The organism is Pantoea stewartii subsp. stewartii (genome assembly GCF_008801695.1).
Taxonomy (GTDB): Bacteria; Pseudomonadota; Gammaproteobacteria; order Enterobacterales; family Enterobacteriaceae; genus Pantoea; species Pantoea stewartii.
Genome location: NZ_VZPF01000053.1, coordinates 17162 through 37613, shown reverse-complemented (window position 1 = coordinate 37613; position 20452 = coordinate 17162). Strand labels below are relative to the sequence as shown.

General features: G+C 57.2%; 15 protein-coding genes and 2 pseudogenes. 4 read left to right on the top strand and 13 right to left on the bottom strand.

Going from position 1 to position 20452, the window contains the following annotated elements; genetic code table 11:
• Positions 1–174 (bottom strand): annotated as a pseudogene (locus tag F7Q90_RS16130) (IS630 family transposase); the annotation flags it as partial.
• 99 nt (positions 175–273) lie between these two features.
• Here F7Q90_RS16130 and F7Q90_RS16125 point away from each other — a divergent pair.
• The 3 genes and pseudogenes from F7Q90_RS16125 to F7Q90_RS16115 form a co-directional block, all read left to right on the top strand.
• A pseudogene (locus F7Q90_RS16125) lies at positions 274–1347 on the top strand (aromatic amino acid lyase); the annotation flags it as partial.
• Between the two features lie 10 nt (positions 1348–1357).
• The gene (hutU, locus tag F7Q90_RS16120) at positions 1358–3040 is read left to right on the top strand and encodes a urocanate hydratase (protein WP_006118568.1); all 1683 of its coding nucleotides are present in this window, start codon (positions 1358–1360) and stop codon (positions 3038–3040) included.
• Positions 3041–3450: 410 nt separating this feature from the next.
• Positions 3451–4614 (top strand): M20 aminoacylase family protein, encoded by a 1164-nt coding sequence (locus F7Q90_RS16115; protein ID WP_006118570.1) that lies wholly within the window; start codon positions 3451–3453, stop codon positions 4612–4614.
• Here F7Q90_RS16115 and ybiB read toward each other — a convergent pair.
• The 4 genes from ybiB to F7Q90_RS16095 form a co-directional block, all read right to left on the bottom strand.
• A complete protein-coding gene (gene ybiB / locus F7Q90_RS16110; RefSeq protein ID WP_006118571.1) occupies positions 4611–5579 on the bottom strand; it encodes a DNA-binding protein YbiB in 969 nt (322 codons plus the stop codon). The genes F7Q90_RS16115 and ybiB overlap by 4 nt on opposite strands.
• A gap of 27 nt (positions 5580–5606) precedes the next feature.
• Positions 5607–7772 carry an ATP-dependent DNA helicase DinG gene (dinG, locus tag F7Q90_RS16105; RefSeq protein ID WP_006118572.1) on the bottom strand — a complete coding sequence of 722 codons (2166 nt, stop codon included), beginning with the start codon at positions 7770–7772 and terminating at the stop codon, positions 5607–5609.
• 197 nt (positions 7773–7969) lie between these two features.
• A complete protein-coding gene (locus tag F7Q90_RS16100; RefSeq protein ID WP_006118573.1) occupies positions 7970–8488 on the bottom strand; it encodes a GNAT family N-acetyltransferase in 519 nt (172 codons plus the stop codon).
• Entirely contained in the window at positions 8485–9048 is a 564-nt protein-coding gene (locus F7Q90_RS16095; protein ID WP_006118574.1) for a helix-turn-helix domain-containing protein, read from the bottom strand. The genes F7Q90_RS16100 and F7Q90_RS16095 overlap by 4 nt, the downstream gene beginning before the upstream one ends.
• Positions 9049–9195: 147 nt before the next feature.
• Between F7Q90_RS16095 and F7Q90_RS16090 the strand changes: the two genes are divergently transcribed.
• On the top strand, positions 9196–9930 hold the full coding sequence (locus F7Q90_RS16090; RefSeq protein WP_006118575.1) for a MerR family transcriptional regulator: 735 nt from the start codon (positions 9196–9198) through the stop codon (positions 9928–9930).
• Between the two features lie 172 nt (positions 9931–10102).
• On the opposite strand, the gene F7Q90_RS16085 is transcribed toward F7Q90_RS16090, so the two are convergent.
• The 8 genes from F7Q90_RS16085 to bglX all read right to left on the bottom strand — a co-directional run bounded on the left by F7Q90_RS16085 (position 10103) and on the right by bglX (position 20390).
• Complete coding sequence (locus tag F7Q90_RS16085; protein WP_006118576.1) at positions 10103–10840, bottom strand: ABC transporter permease; 738 nt, start codon at positions 10838–10840, stop codon at positions 10103–10105.
• Positions 10828–11775, bottom strand: a complete 948-nt coding sequence (locus F7Q90_RS16080) for an ABC transporter ATP-binding protein (RefSeq protein ID WP_006118577.1) — start codon at positions 11773–11775, stop codon at positions 10828–10830. The genes F7Q90_RS16085 and F7Q90_RS16080 overlap by 13 nt, the downstream gene beginning before the upstream one ends.
• Positions 11768–12943, bottom strand: coding sequence for an ABC transporter permease (locus F7Q90_RS16075; protein ID WP_044241743.1), 1176 nt, complete (start codon positions 12941–12943; stop codon positions 11768–11770). Before F7Q90_RS16075 ends, F7Q90_RS16080 begins: the two co-directional genes overlap by 8 nt.
• A 2-nt stretch (positions 12944–12945) precedes the next feature.
• A complete protein-coding gene (osmF, locus tag F7Q90_RS16070) occupies positions 12946–13803 on the bottom strand; it encodes a glycine betaine ABC transporter substrate-binding protein OsmF (RefSeq protein ID WP_044241808.1) in 858 nt (285 codons plus the stop codon).
• Between the two features lie 231 nt (positions 13804–14034).
• Complete coding sequence (idi, locus tag F7Q90_RS16065) at positions 14035–14568, bottom strand: isopentenyl-diphosphate Delta-isomerase (protein ID WP_006118580.1); 534 nt, start codon at positions 14566–14568, stop codon at positions 14035–14037.
• A gap of 147 nt (positions 14569–14715) precedes the next feature.
• Entirely contained in the window at positions 14716–16611 is a 1896-nt protein-coding gene (locus F7Q90_RS16060; RefSeq protein ID WP_044241745.1) for a methyl-accepting chemotaxis protein, read from the bottom strand.
• Positions 16612–16789: 178 nt separating this feature from the next.
• On the bottom strand, positions 16790–17896 hold the full coding sequence (locus tag F7Q90_RS16055) for a suppressor of fused domain protein (RefSeq protein ID WP_006118582.1): 1107 nt from the start codon (positions 17894–17896) through the stop codon (positions 16790–16792).
• A 196-nt stretch (positions 17897–18092) separates the two neighbouring features.
• On the bottom strand, positions 18093–20390 hold the full coding sequence (bglX, locus tag F7Q90_RS16050) for a beta-glucosidase BglX (protein WP_006118583.1): 2298 nt from the start codon (positions 20388–20390) through the stop codon (positions 18093–18095).
• Between the last annotated feature and the right edge of the window lie 62 nt (positions 20391–20452).

Below are 20452 nucleotides of genomic sequence, written 5' to 3'. Positions count from 1 at the left end.
ACCAATCGATGAGCGGGCACAGCAGAGTGTTCTGGCAACATGACTGACGGTGTCACCACGATGCAGCATCAGCATGGCGGTGAGCCGCCGGGCGTGGTTTTTGTCCTTTGTTTTATGGATAGTTTTCTGCATCAGGCGTCGTTCGGTTCTGGGTATTGGTGCTATGATCGACATTGCTCAGTCCGGCTGGTGATTTGGGATATTCAGCGATTGATCAGATCGCATAAACCGGACTGAGTTCCCTCTAAGTGATCTACTATTCCGAGCAGTTATTTAGGTGAAGGTGAAGTACGGGTCAACGGTGAACGCATTCCGGCGACGGAAGGTCTGGCAAAAGTGGGCCTGACGCCGTTTGTGCTGGGTCCCAAAGAAGGGCTGGCCTTACTCAACGGTACCCAGGTATCGACTGCGCTGGCACTGCGCGGCCTGTTCGAAGCGGAAAATCTGTTTGCCGCAGGCTTAATGGCGGGCGCGCTGTCGCTGGAAGCGATTAAAGGCTCATTAAAACCGTTCGACGCGCGTATTCATCAGGCGCGTGGCCAGCATGGCCAGATTGCCGTGGCGGCCGCCGTCACCGCCCTGATTGAAGGCAGCGAGATCCTGGGTTCTCATACCCATTGTGGGCGCGTGCAGGATCCCTACTCTGTCCGCTGCGTCCCCCAGGTCATGGGAGCGTGCCTGGATAACCTCAGCCATGCCGCCCGCATCCTGCAGATTGAAGCCAACGCCGCGTCCGATAACCCGCTGGTGTTCACCGAAACCGGTGATGTGATCTCCGGTGGCAACTTCCATGCTGAACCCGTGGCTTTTGCCGCAGACATTATTGCCCTGGCCGTCGCCGAAGTGGGCGCCATCTCTGAACGTCGACTGGCCCTGCTGCTGGATACCGGTTTGTCCGGTCTGCCCCCTTTCCTGGTCCGCGACGGCGGCGTGAACTCCGGTTTTATGATTGCTCAGGTCACCGCGGCGGCGCTCGCCTCCGAAAATAAATCGCTGGCGCATCCCGGCAGCGTCGACAGTTTGCCTACCTCGGCTAACCAGGAAGATCACGTGTCGATGGCCACCTATGCCGCCCGCCGACTGGGCGACATGTGCTTTAACAGCGCGGCGGTAGTCGGCATTGAAGCCATGGCAGCGGCCCAGGGCATTGAGTTTCATCGTCCCCTGCAAAGTTCTGCACTGATAGAACAGGCCATTGGCACGATCCGCGAACGCGTCGCCTTCCTTGAGGAAGACCGCCTGCTGGCACCGGACATCGAAGCGATGCGCCAGTGGGCAAGCCGCTGCGACTGGCCGCAGGCACTCACCGCATTGTTACCCAGCATGGGCACCCATTCAGTTGAATAAGGAATCCGTCATGAGCGAAACCCTGGCAAAAGTGGTAGCACGCGAGATTCGTGCGCCGCGTGGAAATACACTGCACTGCGCAAACTGGTTGATTGAAGCGGCCTACCGCATGATTCAGAACAACCTCGATCCCGATGTGGCAGAGCGCCCGGAGGATCTGGTGGTCTATGGCGGGATTGGTAAAGCCGCGCGTAACTGGGCATGCTTTGAGCAAATTTTACGTTCGCTACAGGTGCTGCAACCCGACGAAACCCTGCTGATCCAGTCGGGCAAGCCGGTTGGCGTGTTTCGCACCCATGCGGATGCGCCACGCGTACTGCTGGCTAATTCCAATCTGGTGCCACACTGGGCCAACTGGGATCACTTCCATGAACTGGATAAGGCCGGGCTGATGATGTACGGCCAGATGACCGCCGGGTCCTGGATTTACATCGGTGCGCAGGGGATTGTACAGGGCACCTACGAGACGTTTGTCGAGGCCGGACGTCAGCATTACAACAATGATTTAAGTGGACGCTGGATCCTGACGGCCGGATTAGGCGGCATGGGCGGTGCCCAACCGCTGGCCGGCGTGCTGGCCGGGGCCTGCGTGCTGGCCATTGAATGTCAGGAATCGCGTATCGATTTCCGTTTACGCACCCGCTATGTCGATCACAAAGCCACCTCGCTGGATGAAGCCCTGACGTTAATCCACGCGGCCACGCAGGCGAAGAAGGCAATCTCCGTGGGTCTGTTAGGCAACGCGGCAGAAATCCTGCCGGAGCTGGTGAAACGCGCCAAAGCCGGTGGGCCGAAGCCGGACATCGTGACCGATCAAACCTCGGCGCACGATCCCGTCAACGGCTATCTGCCGATTGACTGGGATGTGTCGCGCTGGGAGCAGGAACGTAAGGCGAATCCTAAAGCCGTAGAAAAAGCCGCCCGCGCCTCCATGGCGGTGCATGTGCAGGCGATGCTCGACTTTTGTCACATGGGCATCCCTACTGTGGATTATGGCAACAATATCCGCCAGGTCGCGCTGGATGAAGGTGTCAGCAACGCGTTTGATTTCCCCGGTTTTGTGCCCGCCTATATCCGTCCCCTGTTTTGCGAGGGCAAAGGACCGTTTCGCTGGGTGGCCCTGTCTGGCGATCCGGAGGATATCTATAAAACGGACGCTAAACTCAAAGCGCTCTTCCCTGAACATAAAACGCTGCATCGCTGGCTGGATATGGCGCAGGAACGCATCGCTTTCCAGGGGTTACCGGCACGTATCTGCTGGCTGGGGCTGGGCGAACGCCATCTTGCGGCGCTGGCCTTTAATGACATGGTGCGCACCGGCGAGTTGAAAGCGCCGATAGTCATTGGCCGCGATCATCTCGACTGCGGTTCCGTCGCCTCGCCCAACCGTGAAACCGAAGCGATGAAAGACGGTTCGGACGCGGTCTCTGACTGGCCATTACTGAACGCCCTGCTTAACACGGCGGGCGGTGCGACCTGGGTCAGTCTGCACCACGGCGGCGGTGTGGGCATGGGCTTCTCTCAGCACGCCGGCGTGGTGATTGTGTGTGACGGCAGTGAAGCGGCAGATGCGCGTCTGGGCCGCGTGCTGTGGAACGATCCCGCCACCGGCGTGATGCGCCATGCCGATGCCGGCTATGAACTGGCGCAGACCTGTGCCCAAAAGCACGGTCTGAACTTACCGATGCAATAACGGTATCAAAACGCGCGGTTCCGGCGAGCACCATGCCGGAACCGTGCAGCCTCAGCCTGCTGTCACATCAAGCCACGTCAGACGGCAATGAACGTACGACAATCCGGATATTGAGTCCATAAATCTTGCTAAACCCACGGCGTCATCGAATGCCAGAGTACGATGGATCTTAACGGGAGCCTGTGCCGTGCCCCTGCTGGCCGATCCGTCCTGCGAAGACAGCCTTATCGGTATTGGCTTTCTGTGCGTGAAACGAGAACCGGCATAAACGACTGCATTTTTGTACACTTGCTTATTTCTTATTCCATTTTGATTTAGCCTGTCATCCCATTTCGCCTTTTCGGTAATAGACGTACCGCTGTCAGATCTCTAAAGTGAAGCTTCCTGAATGATATGGAGCGCGATACTGCATGACTCTTTCCCCTGCCCTGCTTGACGAAGCGCTGCGCTGGCGCCATCAGTTTCATCGCGAACCTGAACTGGGTTATCAGGAACATCAGACCAGCGATAAGGTCGCGCAGGAGCTGGAACTTGCAGGCCTGCAGGTGTTTCGCGGTCTGGCTGGCACCGGCGTGGTGGGCACGCTGGAAAATGGCGCCGGACCGGTTATCGGCCTGCGCGCGGATATGGATGCGCTACCGATCAACGAGAAAGGTGATGCGGCCTGGCGCTCTGCCACGCCCGGCGTGATGCATGCCTGCGGCCATGATGGTCACACGGCAATTTTGCTGGCGGCAGCAAAACATCTGGCGGCTACGCGTCGCTTCAGCGGCACTGTGCATTTCATTTTTCAGCCGGCGGAAGAGAATCTGGGCGGTGCACGCAAAATGGTCGAAGAGGGCTTATTTACGCGCTTCCCGATGGATGCCGTTTACGCGATGCATAACTGGCCGGGCTTACCGCTGGGATCGCTGGCCGTCAATCCCGGCGCAATGATGGCCTCGCTGGACGCCTTTGAAATCACCCTGAGCGGTAAAAGTTGCCATGCGGCCATGCCGGAGAGCGGTGCCGATCCGATGGTGGTCGCCGCCGAACTGATCCTGGCGCTGCAAACTATTCCCTCACGTCGCCTGTCGCCGCTGTCATCTGCGGTTGTCAGCGTCACCCAGATTCAGGGCGGTGAGGCGATTAACGTGATTCCGGAGCAGATTGTTCTGCGCGGAACGGTGCGCTGTCTGCAGGACGACGTGCGCAAACGGGTTCATGCCCTTGTTGATGATTTTGTGACGACGCTGCCGAAACCTTTTGGCGTGGGTGGGGCCATTCACTGGCTGCCCGGCTATCCGGTAACGGCGAATCATGCTGGCCCGGCTCAGCAGGTGCATGACGTTGCCGTTAGTACCTTCGGCGAAGGCCAGGTGCGCTGGCAGGTGAATCCGTCCATGGCCTCGGAAGACTTTGCCTGTATGCTGGAAGCCTGCCCTGGCGCCTACTTCTGGCTGGGTGCCGATGGCGCAACGCCCTCCGCACCGCTGCATAATGCCCATTATGACTTCAATGATGCGCTGATTCCGACCGGAATCCAGTTCTGGCAGAACCTGGTGGAACAGGCTCTGCCAAAGACGCGCGCTTAAAAACCCGCTGGCGCGAGCCTGTACAGACCGGCCTGCAGCGTCGCCGCCTCACCGCTGGCACGCAGGCAGCAGGCAATCTGCAGACGCAGCGAGGCGGGCAGTGGACGTTGCTGATTCAGCACCTCCTGCGTCCAGCGCGCGGTCTCCTCTGCCGATTTGTCCGCGGGCAGCGCTACACTGATTTCCGGCTGCCTCTCCACCCAGACCTCGGCCTGCTGTCCAGCACCGCCCACGTAGCTGATGGACGGGCAGCGCTGCGGATTGGCGTAAACCTCGCCCTCTGTACCATTCAGCAAAATAGCCGGGGCATCGATATCATTAAAAAACGTTGCCACCCGCGGCACATATTCGGGATGCGAGACGCTCGACAGGCGTAGCGCCTCGCGTTCGCCAAACGGGGTGGCCAGTTTTGCCAGCGTATGGGCGCTGTTGCGGACGCCCATGCGCCAGCGCAGCGACAGCTGTTTTGCCATTGGCGGACAGAGGTGATCGATGGTGATAAACACCAGTTCGCCCTTGTCGAGCAACGTCTGCGCCTGCTCTGCAGTGGTGACCGGCATGATGCCCAGCGCCGCAAACACCGCTTCGCTGGTGATGCGCGTCGCATCGTCGCTGACGCCGTGAACCAGCACCGGCAAACCCAGCCGGTTCAGCACCAGCGCCAGCAGGGGCGTCAGATTGCCCTGACGACGCGCACCGTTATAGCTGGGAATGACCACGGGCATCGGACGGCCTGCGGGTGCCTGCAGGCGCAGCATACGCGCCTGCATCGCCTGATAAAATCCGCGCATCTCCGCCTCGCCCTCGCCCTTGATACGCAGGGCAATTAAAATACTGCCCATTTCAAGTTCCGGTACGCTGCCGTCCAGCATAGCGCCGTAAAGTGCAACGGCACTGTCGAAATCAATATCACGTGCATGGTTCTTACCACGCCCGACTTCTTTGATAATTTTATTCAGTTCCATCACTCGTTTCCGTTCAGTGGTACCGACTTAACGCCGCGTCGCACGCGGTTTGCGCGCGCCAGGTTTGGATCGGGCCTTCAGGGCTTCAGGCTCAGGCGTCACCGGTTGTTCAATGGCGAACACGGGCAACGCGGCTAACAGCCGGGCACCGTAAGCTTTGCTCAGCAGACGGCGATCGTAAATCACGATTTCGCCATAGCACTGGTGGCTGCGAATTAAGCGCCCGACCTGCTGAATTAACGTAAAGGAGGCGCTGGGCAGGCTTTGCACTTCAAACGGATAGCGTTTGAGACTTTTTAGCCACTCTCCCTCGGTTAAAATTACCGGACTGTCTATGGGCGGGAAAGCGATTTTATGAATGTGCACCTGGCTGAGCAGCTCGCCTTTTAAATCCAGCCCCTCGGCAAAGGACTGCAAACCAATCAGAATGCTGGTTTCGCCCTGTTCTATCCGCTTACGGTGCAGGGCGATCAGCCGGCTACGCGGTTGATCGCCCTGCACCAGCATCATCAGGCGCAACTCGGGCAACGCCTCGACAAATTGCTGCATGGCCCGACCGCTGGCAAAGAGGACCAGAATGCCTTTGTGTTTATCGGTTTGCATTTGCTGGCGAAAAAAGGCCGCCATCTCGGCGATATGGGCTGCTTCATTCGCCATCAGCGGCTCGTAGCGCATCTGCGGGATAACGAGCTTACCCTGGTCGACGTGGCTGAACGGCGAGTCCAGCGCCACGAAGCGGTCCCCGGCCTTTTCATTCAGCCCGGACATCTCCTGCAGGCGGGTAAAACTGTTTAATGAGCGCAGTGTCGCAGAGGTCACCACCACATGCGGGATTTTCCGCCACAGCATTTTTTCCAGTTGATCGCAGACGCGAATGCCTGCGCAGTGAAACAAGAGATGTGCCTGCCCCTCACGCAGCTCGCGGGTAATCCATTTGGAGACGGGTGCGCCAGAGGCTTTCTCCATCGCGGCCAGCCGCCACAGTTTGCTGACCGATTCAAACCAGCCAAAGTGGCGGTTAAGCTGCAATAAATTGCGATGCAGACGGACCAGATCAACGCTGCCGGTTTGTTCACTCAGCGCGTTGATCAGTCCCTCCGCCAGCCCGCGCAGCGCATCGCTCAGCTTAAACAGACGCGCGCACAGCGCCAGCACATCCTCAGGCAACGCGCCCAGTACAAAGCGAAACTCGCCGGGCTGATTATGCGCGGGTAACAGCGGGCTTAATGCATCGCTTATCACGGTCAGTAACTCGCGCAGTTCATCACAGTGCGCTTTCAGGCGTTCAGAACAACTGGCCAGCGGAGGCGGCGATTTGGGCCGCATCTGGCTCATTATCGCCTCGACCAGTTTGACAAACAGATCGAGCTGCAGGCTGGTCCAGCCCGGCGTAATATCCGCGCTCATCTCCAGCGCATCCCGCGCCACGTCGGGCAGATGGTGGCCTTCATCCACCACCAGCATCAGGTTTTTGGCGGGCGGCAATACCGATTCATTTTCCATTGCCGCCATCACCAGCGCGTGGTTGGCGACCACCAAATCGACCTGCTCGATTTCACGTCGCGCGATAAAAAACGGACACTCCCGATACCAGCGGCAATGCACGCCCAGACAACTGGCTTTATCCGTCGACAGGCGCTGCCACAGGCTGTCGCTGACGTTTTCATCGCTGTGATCGCGCAGGCCATCCCACTGATGGCGATCGAGTGACTTTTGCAGCCGTCCGCACAGGATCTGCTCGTCTTTGGTGCTGCTGACCGCGTCATCATCCAGGTAGAACAGCAAATCAGCCTGCTGATGATCATCCGCCACCAGCGCAGCCAGGTTACGCGGGCAGACGTAACGTCCCCGCCCAAAGGCCGCTGTAAAGGTTAAATCCGGAATGATTTTTTTCAGCAACGGCAAGTCTTTGCTGAAGATTTGATCCTGCAAGGCCACGTTGGCCGTGCTGATCACCAGCCGTTTCTCTTCGGCACGGCTGACGGCGATACCGGGGATCAGATAAGAAAGGGTTTTGCCCACGCCCGTGGGCGCTTCCACGGCCAGGTGACGACCGTCATCACCCGACAGGCATTTTGCCACCTCAGCAATCATCTGACGCTGGGCCGGGCGAGGAATAAAATCGGGCACCTGTTGCTGCAGCGCTTTGTACCACTGTGCTATCTGGCTTTTTATTGCTGCTGTCAGGGCCATGTTCAGATTACCGTGTTACTCATTGGCCTGTATTTTTACACAGTATTGCGGTGTCGTCAGCTTTCAGGTCTGTTTTTTCGTGCCCGCTTCAGAAACGGGCGGCGAGGCGGGCGGGCTGAGCACCGGACAAACCGCGCGGCGCAATGCATGTTTGATTGCCGATCCCGTTGACCCGGCGCACTCTCGCAGCACATCCGCTACGTCAGCAGTTTAAACATCACCGTGGTCGCGTCCATCTCACCGTGAATGGATTCCGCATAGAGAGGAATAAATCCGGCCACCTGCCAGTTCAGCGCCAGGTAAAGCTCGCTGGCGACATCGCCACGCCGCGTGTCCAGCACCAGTAAGCGTTTCCCCTGCTGGCGTGCCCGCTGCTCTGCCTGCTGCATTAACTGGCGTGCAATGCCCTGCCGCCGCGCGCGGGGATGCACTAATAATTTACTGATCTCGGCCCGGTGTCGGCCATTCGGCATTGCGCTCGCGTTCAGCATAACCGTCGCGATAACCGTGCCATGCTGACGGGCGACCAGCAGCTCACTTTGGCCCTGTTCCAGTCCGGCAAGCTGACGTTGCCAGAACTGATGAATGGCCGCCCGGTCATCGGGATCGATAAACCCGACGCTGGCCCCGTCGGCGACACAGGCCTGTAAAACCTCGACCAGCTCGCTTAACGCCTGGTGCGCCGCACCGGCGCTGAGTGATTCATAGAGTGTCATGGTTTACATACCACCAGCAGGTAACGCGCACCCTCAGTCAGATGCGCCTGAAAGCCGGATGCGCCCGTAAGATGGAAACGCAGGCTGTCGCCCGGACCGAGTGTCCAGCTCTGCGCGCCCATCGTTACCGTCAGTTGCCCTTGTCGCAGCCAGATATGCTGCTCCATGCCCTGCACGGGCGGCGCATTATAATCAATACGGGCACCCGGTCGCAGCGTTCCCTCAATAAGCTCACATCGGAAGGTGGCCGCAGGCGGCGATACGTTACGGCGAATAAAACCGCTGGCTTCGTCCTGCCAGACCGGTTGGCGATCGCGCGGAATCAGCAGATCGTTACCTTCTTCAACTTCGCTCAACAGGCGTGACATTGTTAAACTGTAAGCGACGCATAAGCGGTTCAGGAGAGCAGCCGTTGGACTGGTTTCAGCGCGCTCAATACGCGATAATGTTGCCCGGCTAATGCCTGTTGCGGTGGATAACTCATCCAGTGACCAGCCCTGTTTTATGCGCAGTTCTGCCAGGCGAGCCGCGAGGCGTTGTTCAGTGTTATCAGCAGCCATTTTTATCTCTATTATGAAATTTAATTCTCACAAATGAGATAGGACACCATTTAAGCGCAGCCGTCAAGTTGTACATTTAAAAATTGGTTGTACAACTTAACAGGCTTCGCTATGGTGGTTTCATTCAGGTCAGTGAAAGAGGTAAATATGACCTTATACAGTATCGGCGACGTCGCCGAGCGCTGTGGCATAAATCCGGTTACCTTACGCGCCTGGCAACGACGTTATGGATTATTGAAACCACAACGTACTGAAGGCGGTCATCGACAGTTCGATGAAGAAGATGTTCAGCGCATCCAGGAAATTATGCGCTGGATTGAGAGTGGAGTCCCGGTAGGCAAGGTAAAAGCCCTACTGGAAGGCGGCGATGTTGATACGCATGATGGCTGGACGGCCATGCAGGACGAGCTTATCAGCATACTGCGCCATGTAAGACCGGCAAAGCTACGCAATAAAATCGCCTTAATTGGTCGCGAATATGCAGTCGATTCGTTGATCGATCATGTTTTTATGCCCGTAAGGCAAAAACTCAGCCTTGATCAGAATACGGCCCGCACGATGTGCAGCCTGCTGGACGGCATTCTGATCGACTATGTGGCGTTCTGTCTTGCCAGTAATCGCAAAAAGGCAGGCAAGGAAGCGCTGATCATTGGCTGGGGCATTGAGGATCGAACCCGCATCTGGCTGGAAGGCTGGCGGTTATCCCAGCACGGCTGGCGGATTGATGTGCTGTCAGAACCGCTGGATGTTCCGCGACCGGAGCTGTTTCCCGGGCTGAATATGTTTGTTTTTACGGGGAAAAAACTGACGCGTCGTCAGCAGGAACAACTGTCGCACTGGCAGGAGCAGGGATTCTCTGTTCTTTTGCATGAGGCTCACTGACACAAAAACGCACGCTCGGCACTATGACGGCTGCCTTGCGCGCGCTATCATCCCCGCCTTCACATCAACACCTTCAGGTTATTTATGAACTGGAAAAAAACCTTTTTCGCCACGCTGTTTGCTATTCTGGCGCTTGGCGGAACCAGTGGGCTGATGCTGGTTGGCTATTCGCTCATCGTCCATTCACGCTAAATCTGCGCTGTAGCCGTTCAAACAGGCGATCGCAGACAATCGCCAACAGTGCGACCAGTAAAGCGCCCTGCAGCACATAGGCGGTATTAAAGCCGCTTAATCCAATAATGATGGGCGATCCCAGGCTTTTTGCCCCTACGGTAGAGGCGATGGCTGCCGTACCGATATTGATAATCACCGACGTGCGCATTCCCGCAATAATCACCGGCGCGGCCAGGGCGAGCTCCACCTGCCATAAGCGCTGCCAACGGCTCATTCCCACCCCTACGGCAATCTCCCGGCTGCTGGCAGGCACGTTGTCCAGCCCTGCTAAGGTGCCCTGAAGGATGGGCAGCAAACCATAGAGCAATAATGCCACGATCGCGGGCCAGGCGCCAAATCCCATCACCGGTATCGCAATGGCCAGCACGGCCACAGGCGGGATGGTCTGACCGGCTGCCGCAATGGTTTCCAGCAGAGGGCGGAAAGCGCGGCCACTGCGACGCGTCGCCAGCACGCCACAGCCGACGCCGACGCCGATAACGGTTGCCAGCAGACTGGCTACGACCACTAAAAACAGGTGCGCCAGGGTGAGTTGCCAGAAACTGTCCTGCTGGTAGAGTGGGCGCGCAAGTTCAGGAAACCAGGCGGCAAACAGCGGGCCACTGTAGGGCATCGCCCAGAGCAGTCCCAGATAGAGCAGCACCAGCCACAGCAGCGGATCGGCTAACCGTCGCATCGGCCCGTCTCCGCATGATGCAGCAGGTCAGCGAAGTGAAGCACACCAAGCGGGCGGTGATCGCCATCGACTACCGGCAATTTATCGGTGCCGCGACTGATAAACTGCGACAGCGCCTCACGTAACGTCAGATCTGCCCTGAGCGGTTCTGCTTCCAGCCATTCGCCATGACGCACCACGCTGCCGACCTGTCCGAGCGCCAGTAGCCGCAGTCCTCTTTCACTGCGGCCAAAAAAATCCCGGACAAAATCGTTGCCTGGCCGGGTCAGCAACGTCAGCGGTTTCCCCTGCTGAACGATCTCACCGTCATGGAGCAGCACGATGTTGTCGGCCAGCGTCAGGGCTTCATCAATATCATGCGTCACCAACACAATCGTGCAGCCGGAGACCTGATGGATACGTAACATTTCCTGTTGTAGCGCGCTGCGCGTTACCGGATCCAGTGCACCAAACGGTTCATCCATCAGTAACACCTGGGGATCGGCTGCCAGCGCCCGGGCAACCCCGACGCGCTGCTGCTGCCCGCCGGAAAGCTGATGCGGATAGCGACGCAATAAGGCCGTATCCAGATTCAGTAGCGTCATGAGTTCCGCAATTCGTGCCTGGCGGCGTGCATTCGGCCAGCCAAGCAAGGCGGGCACCGTGGCAATATTCTTTTCGATCGTCCAGTGGGGAAATAACCCCGTCGACTGAATCGCATAGCCCATTTGTCGGCGCAGGACCTGCGCATCCAGCTGACGAATCGACGTCCCCCGAAAGCGAATATCGCCCTGATCGTACTCCACCAGGCGGTTAATCATTTTCAGCGTGGTCGACTTGCCGGAACCCGACGTCCCCAACAGAACGCTAAAGCTTCCCTCGGCAAGCGTCAGAGAAAGATTTTTCACCGCCGCCTGGCCCGCAAAGTATTTTGTGACGCGCTCAAACTCAATCATCGCTTCGCTCCAGCAGGGCTATCACTACCCGAAATAACGCATCCAGCACGACCGCCAGCGCAATGACCGGGATCACGCCTAACAGCACCAGATCCAGCGCATTGCTCAGCAATCCCTGGAAAATAATGGCGCCGAATCCGCCTGCGCCAATCAGCGCCGCGATCACCGCCATGCCCAGCGTCTGCACCACCACCACACGTAATCCTGCCAGCCACACTGGCAACGCCAGGGGGACGTCAACGGCAAGGAACTGCTGGCGGCGGCTCAGCCCCATGCCGCGCGCAGTTTCGCGCACGTCAGGGGGCACCTGTTGCAGACCGGTCACCACATTGCGCACAAGCGGCAACAGCGCATAGAACACCAGGGCGATGATCGCGGGCGCCATCCCAATGCCGCTGATGCCCCATTCACCTGCCAGGGGAACACGTTTTGCCAGCGCCGCCAGCGGGGCAATCAGTAAACCAAACAACGCCACTGAGGGCACTGTCTGAACGACATTCAGTACGCCAAACACGCTGCTTTGCCAGCCAGGCCGTCGGTAGAGCGCTATGCCAAGCGGCAACGCGATGAGTAAGGCAGGCAGAACGGTGCCAACTAATAACGTCAGATGGCGCAGTAAAGCGGCATCGAACACCGCCTCACGACTGGCATATTCTTTAAGCAGAGATAGCTGTGAAAGTTGACCGCTGAACAGCAGAAACAGAGGGATGATCCAGACCGACAGATTCAGCACAAGCTGCCAGCGCTTATGTTTGGTTAACTGACGCACCGTATCCGTGATGAGCAGTAGCGTAGTGGCACTTGCACACCACATGCCGCTGGCAAAACGGGTACGCGCGAGACGGCTACCCTGCTCCGCCACCCATGTTGCCTGATCGCCGCACACGCCAGTCAGCGCCGCCAACAGCAGGGCGGCGGTGAGGAATTGCAGGGCGCTGCGCAGGGAAGACGATCGTATCCATAACAGTGCCACCAGCATCAGCCACAGCGGGAGCACCAGGCTGCCGTGTGCGGTTTGCCAGAGCATCAGGGACTGGCCGCTGACCAGCCGGTTGGCCGCCACAATGACAAACGGCAGCCCGCCCAGCACCAGACTCAGGAGCAAAACAAGGACCAGAGCCACAGGCTGTCGCCAGGGCCAGTTGATGACCGACCGCGTAAGCGACACCGTTACAGCAGCTTTTGCTGTTGCAGCCACGCTTTTGCCACACTGCTGGCATCCTGCCCTTCCACAGCAATTTTGGCGTTGAGCTGTTGCAATGTTTTTTCGTCAAGTGCACTGAACGCCGGTTTTAGCCAGGCATCCATTTGCGGATAGGCTTTGAGCACCGCTTCACGTACAACGGGTGTGGGCGCATAGATGGGCTGCACGCCTTTGGGATCGCTCAGGGTTTTCAGGCCCAGCGCGGCAACCGGGCCATCCGTGCCGTAGGCCATGGCCGCATTTACCCCGGAGGTTTGCTGGGCGGCCGCACCGATAGTTACCGCCGTATCGCCGCCTGCCAGCGACAACAGTTGATCCTGCTTAAGCGTAAAGTCATAGGCTTTTTCAAAGGCCGGCAACGCATCGCTGCGTTCAATAAATTCCGCCGAGGCAGCCAGCTTAAACGTACCGCCTTTTTTGAGGTAAGCGCTCAGGTCCTGTAGTGAATTAAGCTGATTTTTTTCGGCCACATCATTGCGCACCGCAATGGTCCAGGTATTATTGGCGGGCGCGGGCGTCAGCCAGATCAGGTGATTTTTCTCTGCATCCAGCTTTTTGACCTTCTCATAACCCTGACGGGCATTCTTCCAGGCACTGTCTTTTTCGTCGTTAAAAAAGGACGCGCCATTACCGGTGTATTCCGGGTAGATATCCAGTTCCCCCGCCGTAATGGCACCGCGTACCACCTGGGTGGCGCCCAACTGGATTTTATTCACGGTTTTGACACCATGCTTTTCCAGCACCAGCAGAATCACATTTCCCAACAGTGAGCCTTCGGTATCAATCTTGGAACCGACACGAACCGGTTCGGCCGCATGCGCCATCCCGAGACTAAACACTACTGCACCGATGCCCGCCCAACCGCGAATAGTTGCCATGTTGCTTTCCTTATCACGTTATTCACCTGGAGTCGCCGTTGGTTGTCAGCACTGCGAAACGCGCACGGGCACCCCACCGTTTTTATTCATTGCAATAAAAGCGTAGCCTGGCAACAGCGTTGCGCGATGGGTTTTGTGACGAAACCGGCCCTGACCACATCAGCCAGGGCGAGAGCGTTATGCCGGGAAAGTGAAATGCTCAAGGTAGGCAGGAATACGCGGGAATGTATGAAGAAACCAGGGCGTAAACTGCTGCGGCTGCTGCTGCATTTGCCGGGCGATATCCTGCATCGAACGGTAGTCGAAAGCGTCGGCCTCCTGCGGATTGAGCTGGGGCAGCTCATCGCTGACCGCAAAAAACACATGGCCGTATTCATGCTCTGTCAGACCATTACTCAGGGGCAGGTTGTAGCTCAGTTCGAAGATCGGCGTCAGCGACAAGGTCATGCCCATTTCTTCACGTAACCGACGTTCAGCCGCGTCTTTAGTCGACTCATGAGGATAAGGATGGCCGCAGCAGGTATTACTCCAGAGGCCGCCGCAATGGTATTTATCGCTGGCGCGACGCTGAAGCAGCAATTCCTGACGGGCGTTAAAAACATACACCGTCACGGCACGGTGCAGTAATCCTTTTTCATGTACTTCCAGCTTTTCCATTTTGCCAGTGGGGCGATCAAGATGGTCGACGAGGATGACTTCAATAGCAGACATGAGGATTCCTTGAATGTGTTCCTCATCATTCTGGCACAAGATCGGCGAGGTTGAGGGGATAAAATTGTGCTGTTTATGCACAAATCTGTCAGACGGTGAAGCCGATCGGCAAAAATATTGGGCCAGCGGAGGCTGGCCCGATGGGCGTTAAAGTTTAAAGCTTTTCACAACCTGTTCCAGTTGCAGACTTTGCGCTTCCATCGCCTGGGCGGCTGAGGAGACTTCTTCAACCAGCACGGCGTTTTGCTGCGTGGTGCTGTCTAGCTGGTTGATGGCCACGTTGACCTGATCAATGCCCATGCTCTGTTCACGGCTGGCCGCCATAATCTCGCTCATCAGGGTGGTCACGCTGCTGACGCCCTGCACCAGTTCGTCCATCGTCTGCCCGGCCTGCTCGACCAACTGGCTACCCGCATCGATATTGGCTACGGACTCTTCGATGAGTTTTTTGATCTCACGGGCGGAGTTAGCGGAACGTTGCGCCAGGTTACGGACTTCTGATGCCACCACGGCAAAGCCCCGGCCCTGTTCTCCGGCACTCGCCGCTTCAACGGCGGCGTTCAGCGCCAGGATATTGGTCTGGAAGGCAATGCTGTCGATCACGCTAATGATATCCACGACTTTACGTGAAGAGTGATGGATTTCACCCATGGTGCTGACGACCTGCCGAACCACCTCTGTGCCACGTGCCGCCACCTGTGACGCCTCACCGGCCAGCTGGTTCGCATGTGTGGCGTTATCGGCGTTCTGACGCACGGTGCCGGTCAGCTGTTCCATTGAGGCCGCCGTCTCAACAATCGAGCTGGCCTGACCTTCCGTCCGTGACGACAGATTCGTATTACCACTGGCAATTTCACGTGATGCGGCTGAAATGGCCAGGGCGCTGCCGCCAACCTGCTGCATTAACCCTTGCAGGTAGCTGATAAAATTATTGAAGCTCTGTGCCACCGCGTTGAATTCCGGGCTGTTGCTGGCCGGCAGGCGCTGGGTCAAATCCGCACCGCCTGTCGACAAGGCTTCAATATTTTGATTCAGCATTCTCAGGCGCTTCATCATCGCGCGGACAAAGCCTAACAGCACCAGTAACAGAATAACTGCCAGCGGGATCTGTACCAGGCCCAGACGCATCAGCATGTTGTGGGACTGTGCTTTCAGGAGGCTGCTCGGAACGCTACTGGCCAGATACCACGGGCTGCCCGGAATAGCCTGTAAAAACAGCGTCTGTTCACCGTCATGACTATTGTAAGTGGTTTCTGTCGGCTGGGTGCCTGCGTGAGCCAGCAGGGTTTTCAATGGCCCAGCCATTGGATTCTGCAGATCGCTCAGGTTCTCAAGTTTCGGCGTACCGTTCGCCAGCGCTGCGTTGCCGACCACTTTGCCGTCAGACTCAACGATCAGTACGTCTCCATGAATCGCCTCGCCCATTTTTTTAGCCAGTTGGTTGAAAAAACCCAACGTAACGTCGATGGTTGAGACGCCCCAGACGGAACCGTCGCGGTAGATGGCCATCGCACAGTTGGTACGCGGCTGTGGGCTGGCGGCATCCTGATAAGCCTTAGCCCAGGCACACTGCCCTTTTGGTGAAGCCATCCCGTCTTTGTACCAGGGTTGCTCCCAGTACTTGTCAGCCGCCTCAGAGTTCCAGTAGGTATTCACCTGCAGCTTATTACTGGCATCACGCGCGAAAAAGCTGCTGTCTTTTTCTTTTCCGGCTTCGCGACGATTAGGTAAGGGCCAGATACCGCCGCCAAAGACGTTGCTGTCCTGATACTGGTTGACCAGCGCCGGTAATAAGGTGTCGATCGCCGCGCTGTCGATGACGGCCGCAGCCTCGGTGATAGCGCGTTGCTGCGCCTGCACACGGTTCATTTGCTCAACAATGCCGGTAGCCAGTGAATCCACCTGATAACGAATCAGGCGGCTTTCATTTTCCACCAGTTGAGGCGCAACAAACTGATTAATTACCCAGATAGTGACCAACATTAACGCAACAAAGAAGCCGATAAGTGTTGCGGTGAAGCGGGATTGCGTGGTCTTTAACATCATTGTTCCCCTGACCTTTTGTGGCGCCATTGCCTGATCCGGGTTAACGGCACAGCAAAGGGGAACTTGAGTAGACTAGATCACAAATTTAACAAGTCATTTAACAATAAAGATATTTAATTGCGCCAGGTGCGTAACTTTCTTACCCCTGGCGGCAGGCGGCACCCAATTGCGCGGCTTATCCCGCCTCGACGACCTGCTCGCGTGGCCGGAAAATATGGGTATTTCCGCCAGCGGAAAGGCGTTCACGCAGTTGTTGTCCGCCCTGGGGTTCAGCCTGTGCAAACTGACGCTCCGCTTCGGTTACCGGCGTGGCCCACAGTAACGTTGGCCTGTCGCCATCGCGCCTCGGCAGGACAAACTGCGCGCTTTCCGGTGCCAGCTCGTTGGCTAACAGATAGCTTTCAAATCCCACAGGAGCCACTTCCGAAGCCAGCGTATGGCCTTCGCCGAGCCAGGTGAGGCGCGCCCATGGTAAATGCACAAATTCTGCCAGCGCACTGGCCATTTGCACCGCATTGCTCTCCGTCATCACCTCGCCATCAACAGCCATCCCCAGCTCTGCCCGGCGATAGTGCGGTGCCAGTTCATCAAACAGAAAATCTACCTGCGGCATGGGACGAATACTCATCCCCAGCGTCAGAAAATACCAGATGCCGTTGTGATAATGCTGCGACAGCGCCATTGGCGGCCAGTTGCCTTGATCGATCGCGTAGTATTTTACCGACTCGCCAAACTGCGCCTGATAACAGGTCATCAGATCCTGCTGTACCTTGTCCCATTCGCTGCCGTCATGCCATTCACGCCAGAACTGCCGTTGCTGTTCGGCCAGGGCGTAATAATGGTTAGTGGACGCCGAACCCAGGGGTGCGGTCAGCCGGTTGTTTTTAATACAGCCTGCAGAAAAACTGACCTGCTTATCCTGATAAAGACTCCAGCCCGGGATCACGGCAAGAAGCTGACCGTAGTACCAGAGTGCTGCGCACGCGTCGCCCGGTTCCCAGAGTATTTGCAACCCTGCCGGATCCAGCGGCGGCTCCGCTTCCAGGTTACGACAGTATTCGGCACTTAACAGGGGGGCAATGCCCTGCGCCATCGCCTGGTGATCGTCCTCAACCGGCGCGGGCAGGAGGTTACGTAACCAGCAGCCGCGCACCGCAAACTGGCTACGAAACAGGTCAGTGGGCCAGATATAGAAATAAGCAGTACGCGCATCCTGTTCGACAATGGCCGTCAGGGTGCGCTGCTGATTGTGGGCTTCGGCAATCAGTGTTTGGTACGTCATAGCGCCTCATTCGTGCTTGAGGAATCCATTTTCCCCGAGGATAGAGCAGGATCATGCCTGTCGCCATGTCAGACAAGGGTAAAACTCTCAAAGTGGGGAGGTCCGGGCAGGATGGCGGAAGCAGAAACGGGATGCGCTTCCCCGGTACGGGGAAGCGTTAATCAGCACGAACCGGACGCGCGGTTCGTGCCGGGGCTTACTGATAGGTAAACTGGGCGTTCTGGGTGCGTACCGAGTCCAGACCAATCATGACGTTAAATTTGCCCGGTTCGGCAACGTGTTTCATCTGCTGATTCCAGAATTTCAGTGCATCAACGTCAATCCTGAAGGTCACTTTCTGCGACTCCCCGGCTTTAAGCATGATCCGTTTGAACCCGTGCAGCTCTTTTACCGGCCGGCTCATGCTGGCTACCGGATCGTTCAGGTACAGCTGGACGACCGTGGCCCCGTCAACTTTACCGCTGTTTGTTACGGTCACGCTGGCTTCAACACTGCCGTTGTGCGGCATGGTTTCAGCGGACAGCGTCACCGGCGACACGGTAAACGTGGTATAGCTCAGGCCGTAACCAAACGGATAGAGCGGGCCATTTTCCGCATCGTAATAGTGGGACGTGTACTTGTTTGGCTTGGCAAAGTTATAAGGCCGGCCGGTCGGCAGATGGTTGTAATAGATGGGAATTTGTCCCACGGAACGCGGGAAGGAGATCGGCAGCTTGCCGGAGGGGTTGTAATCGCCAAACAGCACATCCGCAATGGCATTGCCCCCTTCTGTCCCGCTGAACCAGGTTTCCAGCATGGCATCGGCCATACGATCTTCGTTGACCAGCGCCAATGGACGACCGTTCATCAGTACGATGACCAGCGGCTTGCCTGTTGCCTTCAGCGCAGCCAGTAATTTTTGCTGCGCAGGTGGAATCATCAGATCGCTACGGCTGGACGCTTCGTGCGCCATGCCCTGCGCTTCCCCCACGGCGGCCACGACGACATCTGCCTGTTTTGCCTTCTCTACCGCCTCATCGATCATGGCCTGTGCGGAGCGCGGATCGACGACGATGGCAGGTTCATACATATTCAGGAAGTCCTGAATACCTTTGTTGTCTGACACGTTGGATCCTTTGGCATACAGCAGCGTCGCTTTACCCTGCGTCGCATTTTGCATCCCCTGCAACAGCGAAACAGACTGTTTCGCGACACCTGCCGCTGACCAGCTGCCCATGATATCGCGCTGGCTGTCTGCCAGCGGCCCGATCAAGGCAATGGTGCCGGATTTTTTCAGCGGTAACGTATTCAGGCGGTTTTTCAGCAGCACCATACTTTTGCGTGCCACATCCCGGGCTTCGGGACGATGCAGGCGGCTTTCTGCATTGGTGTCCTGGGGATCGCTCTCTTTCGGCCCCAGATGACTATAGGGATCGTTAAACAGCCCCATGTCGTATTTCACGTTAAGCACGTGGCGCGCCGCATCGTCGATTTCCGCCCGACTGACAATGCCGCGTTTCACCAGGTCCGGTAAGTATTTGCTGTAATATTCATCGCTCATACTCATATCGACACCGGATTTGAGGGCAATACGCACCGCATCCTGCGGATCGCTCGCCACGCCATGTTTAATCAACTCTTTGATCGCACCGTGGTCGCTGATGGTGATCCCTTTAAATTTCCAGTCACGACGCAGCAGATCTTTCAGCAGCCAGCTGTCGGCCGTGGCGGGCACACCATTAATGGAGTTGAGTGCCACCATGACGCCGCCGCTGCCGGCATCCAGAGAGGCTTTATACGGCGGCAGATAGTCCTGGAACATGCGTTGCGGACTCATGTCCACGGTGTTGTAATCCCGTCCGCCTTCAACCGCGCCGTACAGCGCAAAGTGCTTAACGCTGGTCATAATGTTGTAGCGGTCTGCCGGGCTTTTGCCCTGCATCGCTTTCACCATGGTGCGTCCCATTTCGGACGTTAAATAGGTGTCCTCGCCGAAGCCTTCGGACACGCGTCCCCAGCGCGGCTCCCGGCTGACGTCAACCATCGGCGCCCAGGTCATATTTAACCCATCGTCTGCCGCTTCATAAGCTGAAATGCGCCCAACCTCTTTAACGGCATCCAGATCCCAGCTGGAGGCTAATGCCAGCGGAATCGGGAAAATCGTCCGCTGACCGTGCACGACGTCATAGGCGAAAAACAGCGGAATTTTCAGCCGGCTGAGCTGCATCACCTGATCCTGCATCGCCCGGATATCCGGGCGCGTAACCGTATTAAAAATCGCGCCCACCTGCCCCTTGTGGATCATCTCACGCACGGCTTCTTTTGGCGTATCCGGTCCCACGCTAATTAAACGCAACTGGCCAATTTTCTCATCCAGCGTCATCTTTTTAAGCAGATTATTGATGTAGGCATCACGCGCCTTTTCGGTCATCGGATGCTGAACGGTGGGCTTCCCGGCCAGTGCAGGTTGCAGCGCAAGGGAAACAGCGAGGCTAACAGCGCAAATCCATTTCATCGGGTTGGGTTCTCTTAAGTAACTGCGCAATATCGACTAAATGCAGGATGGCATCATCAGAG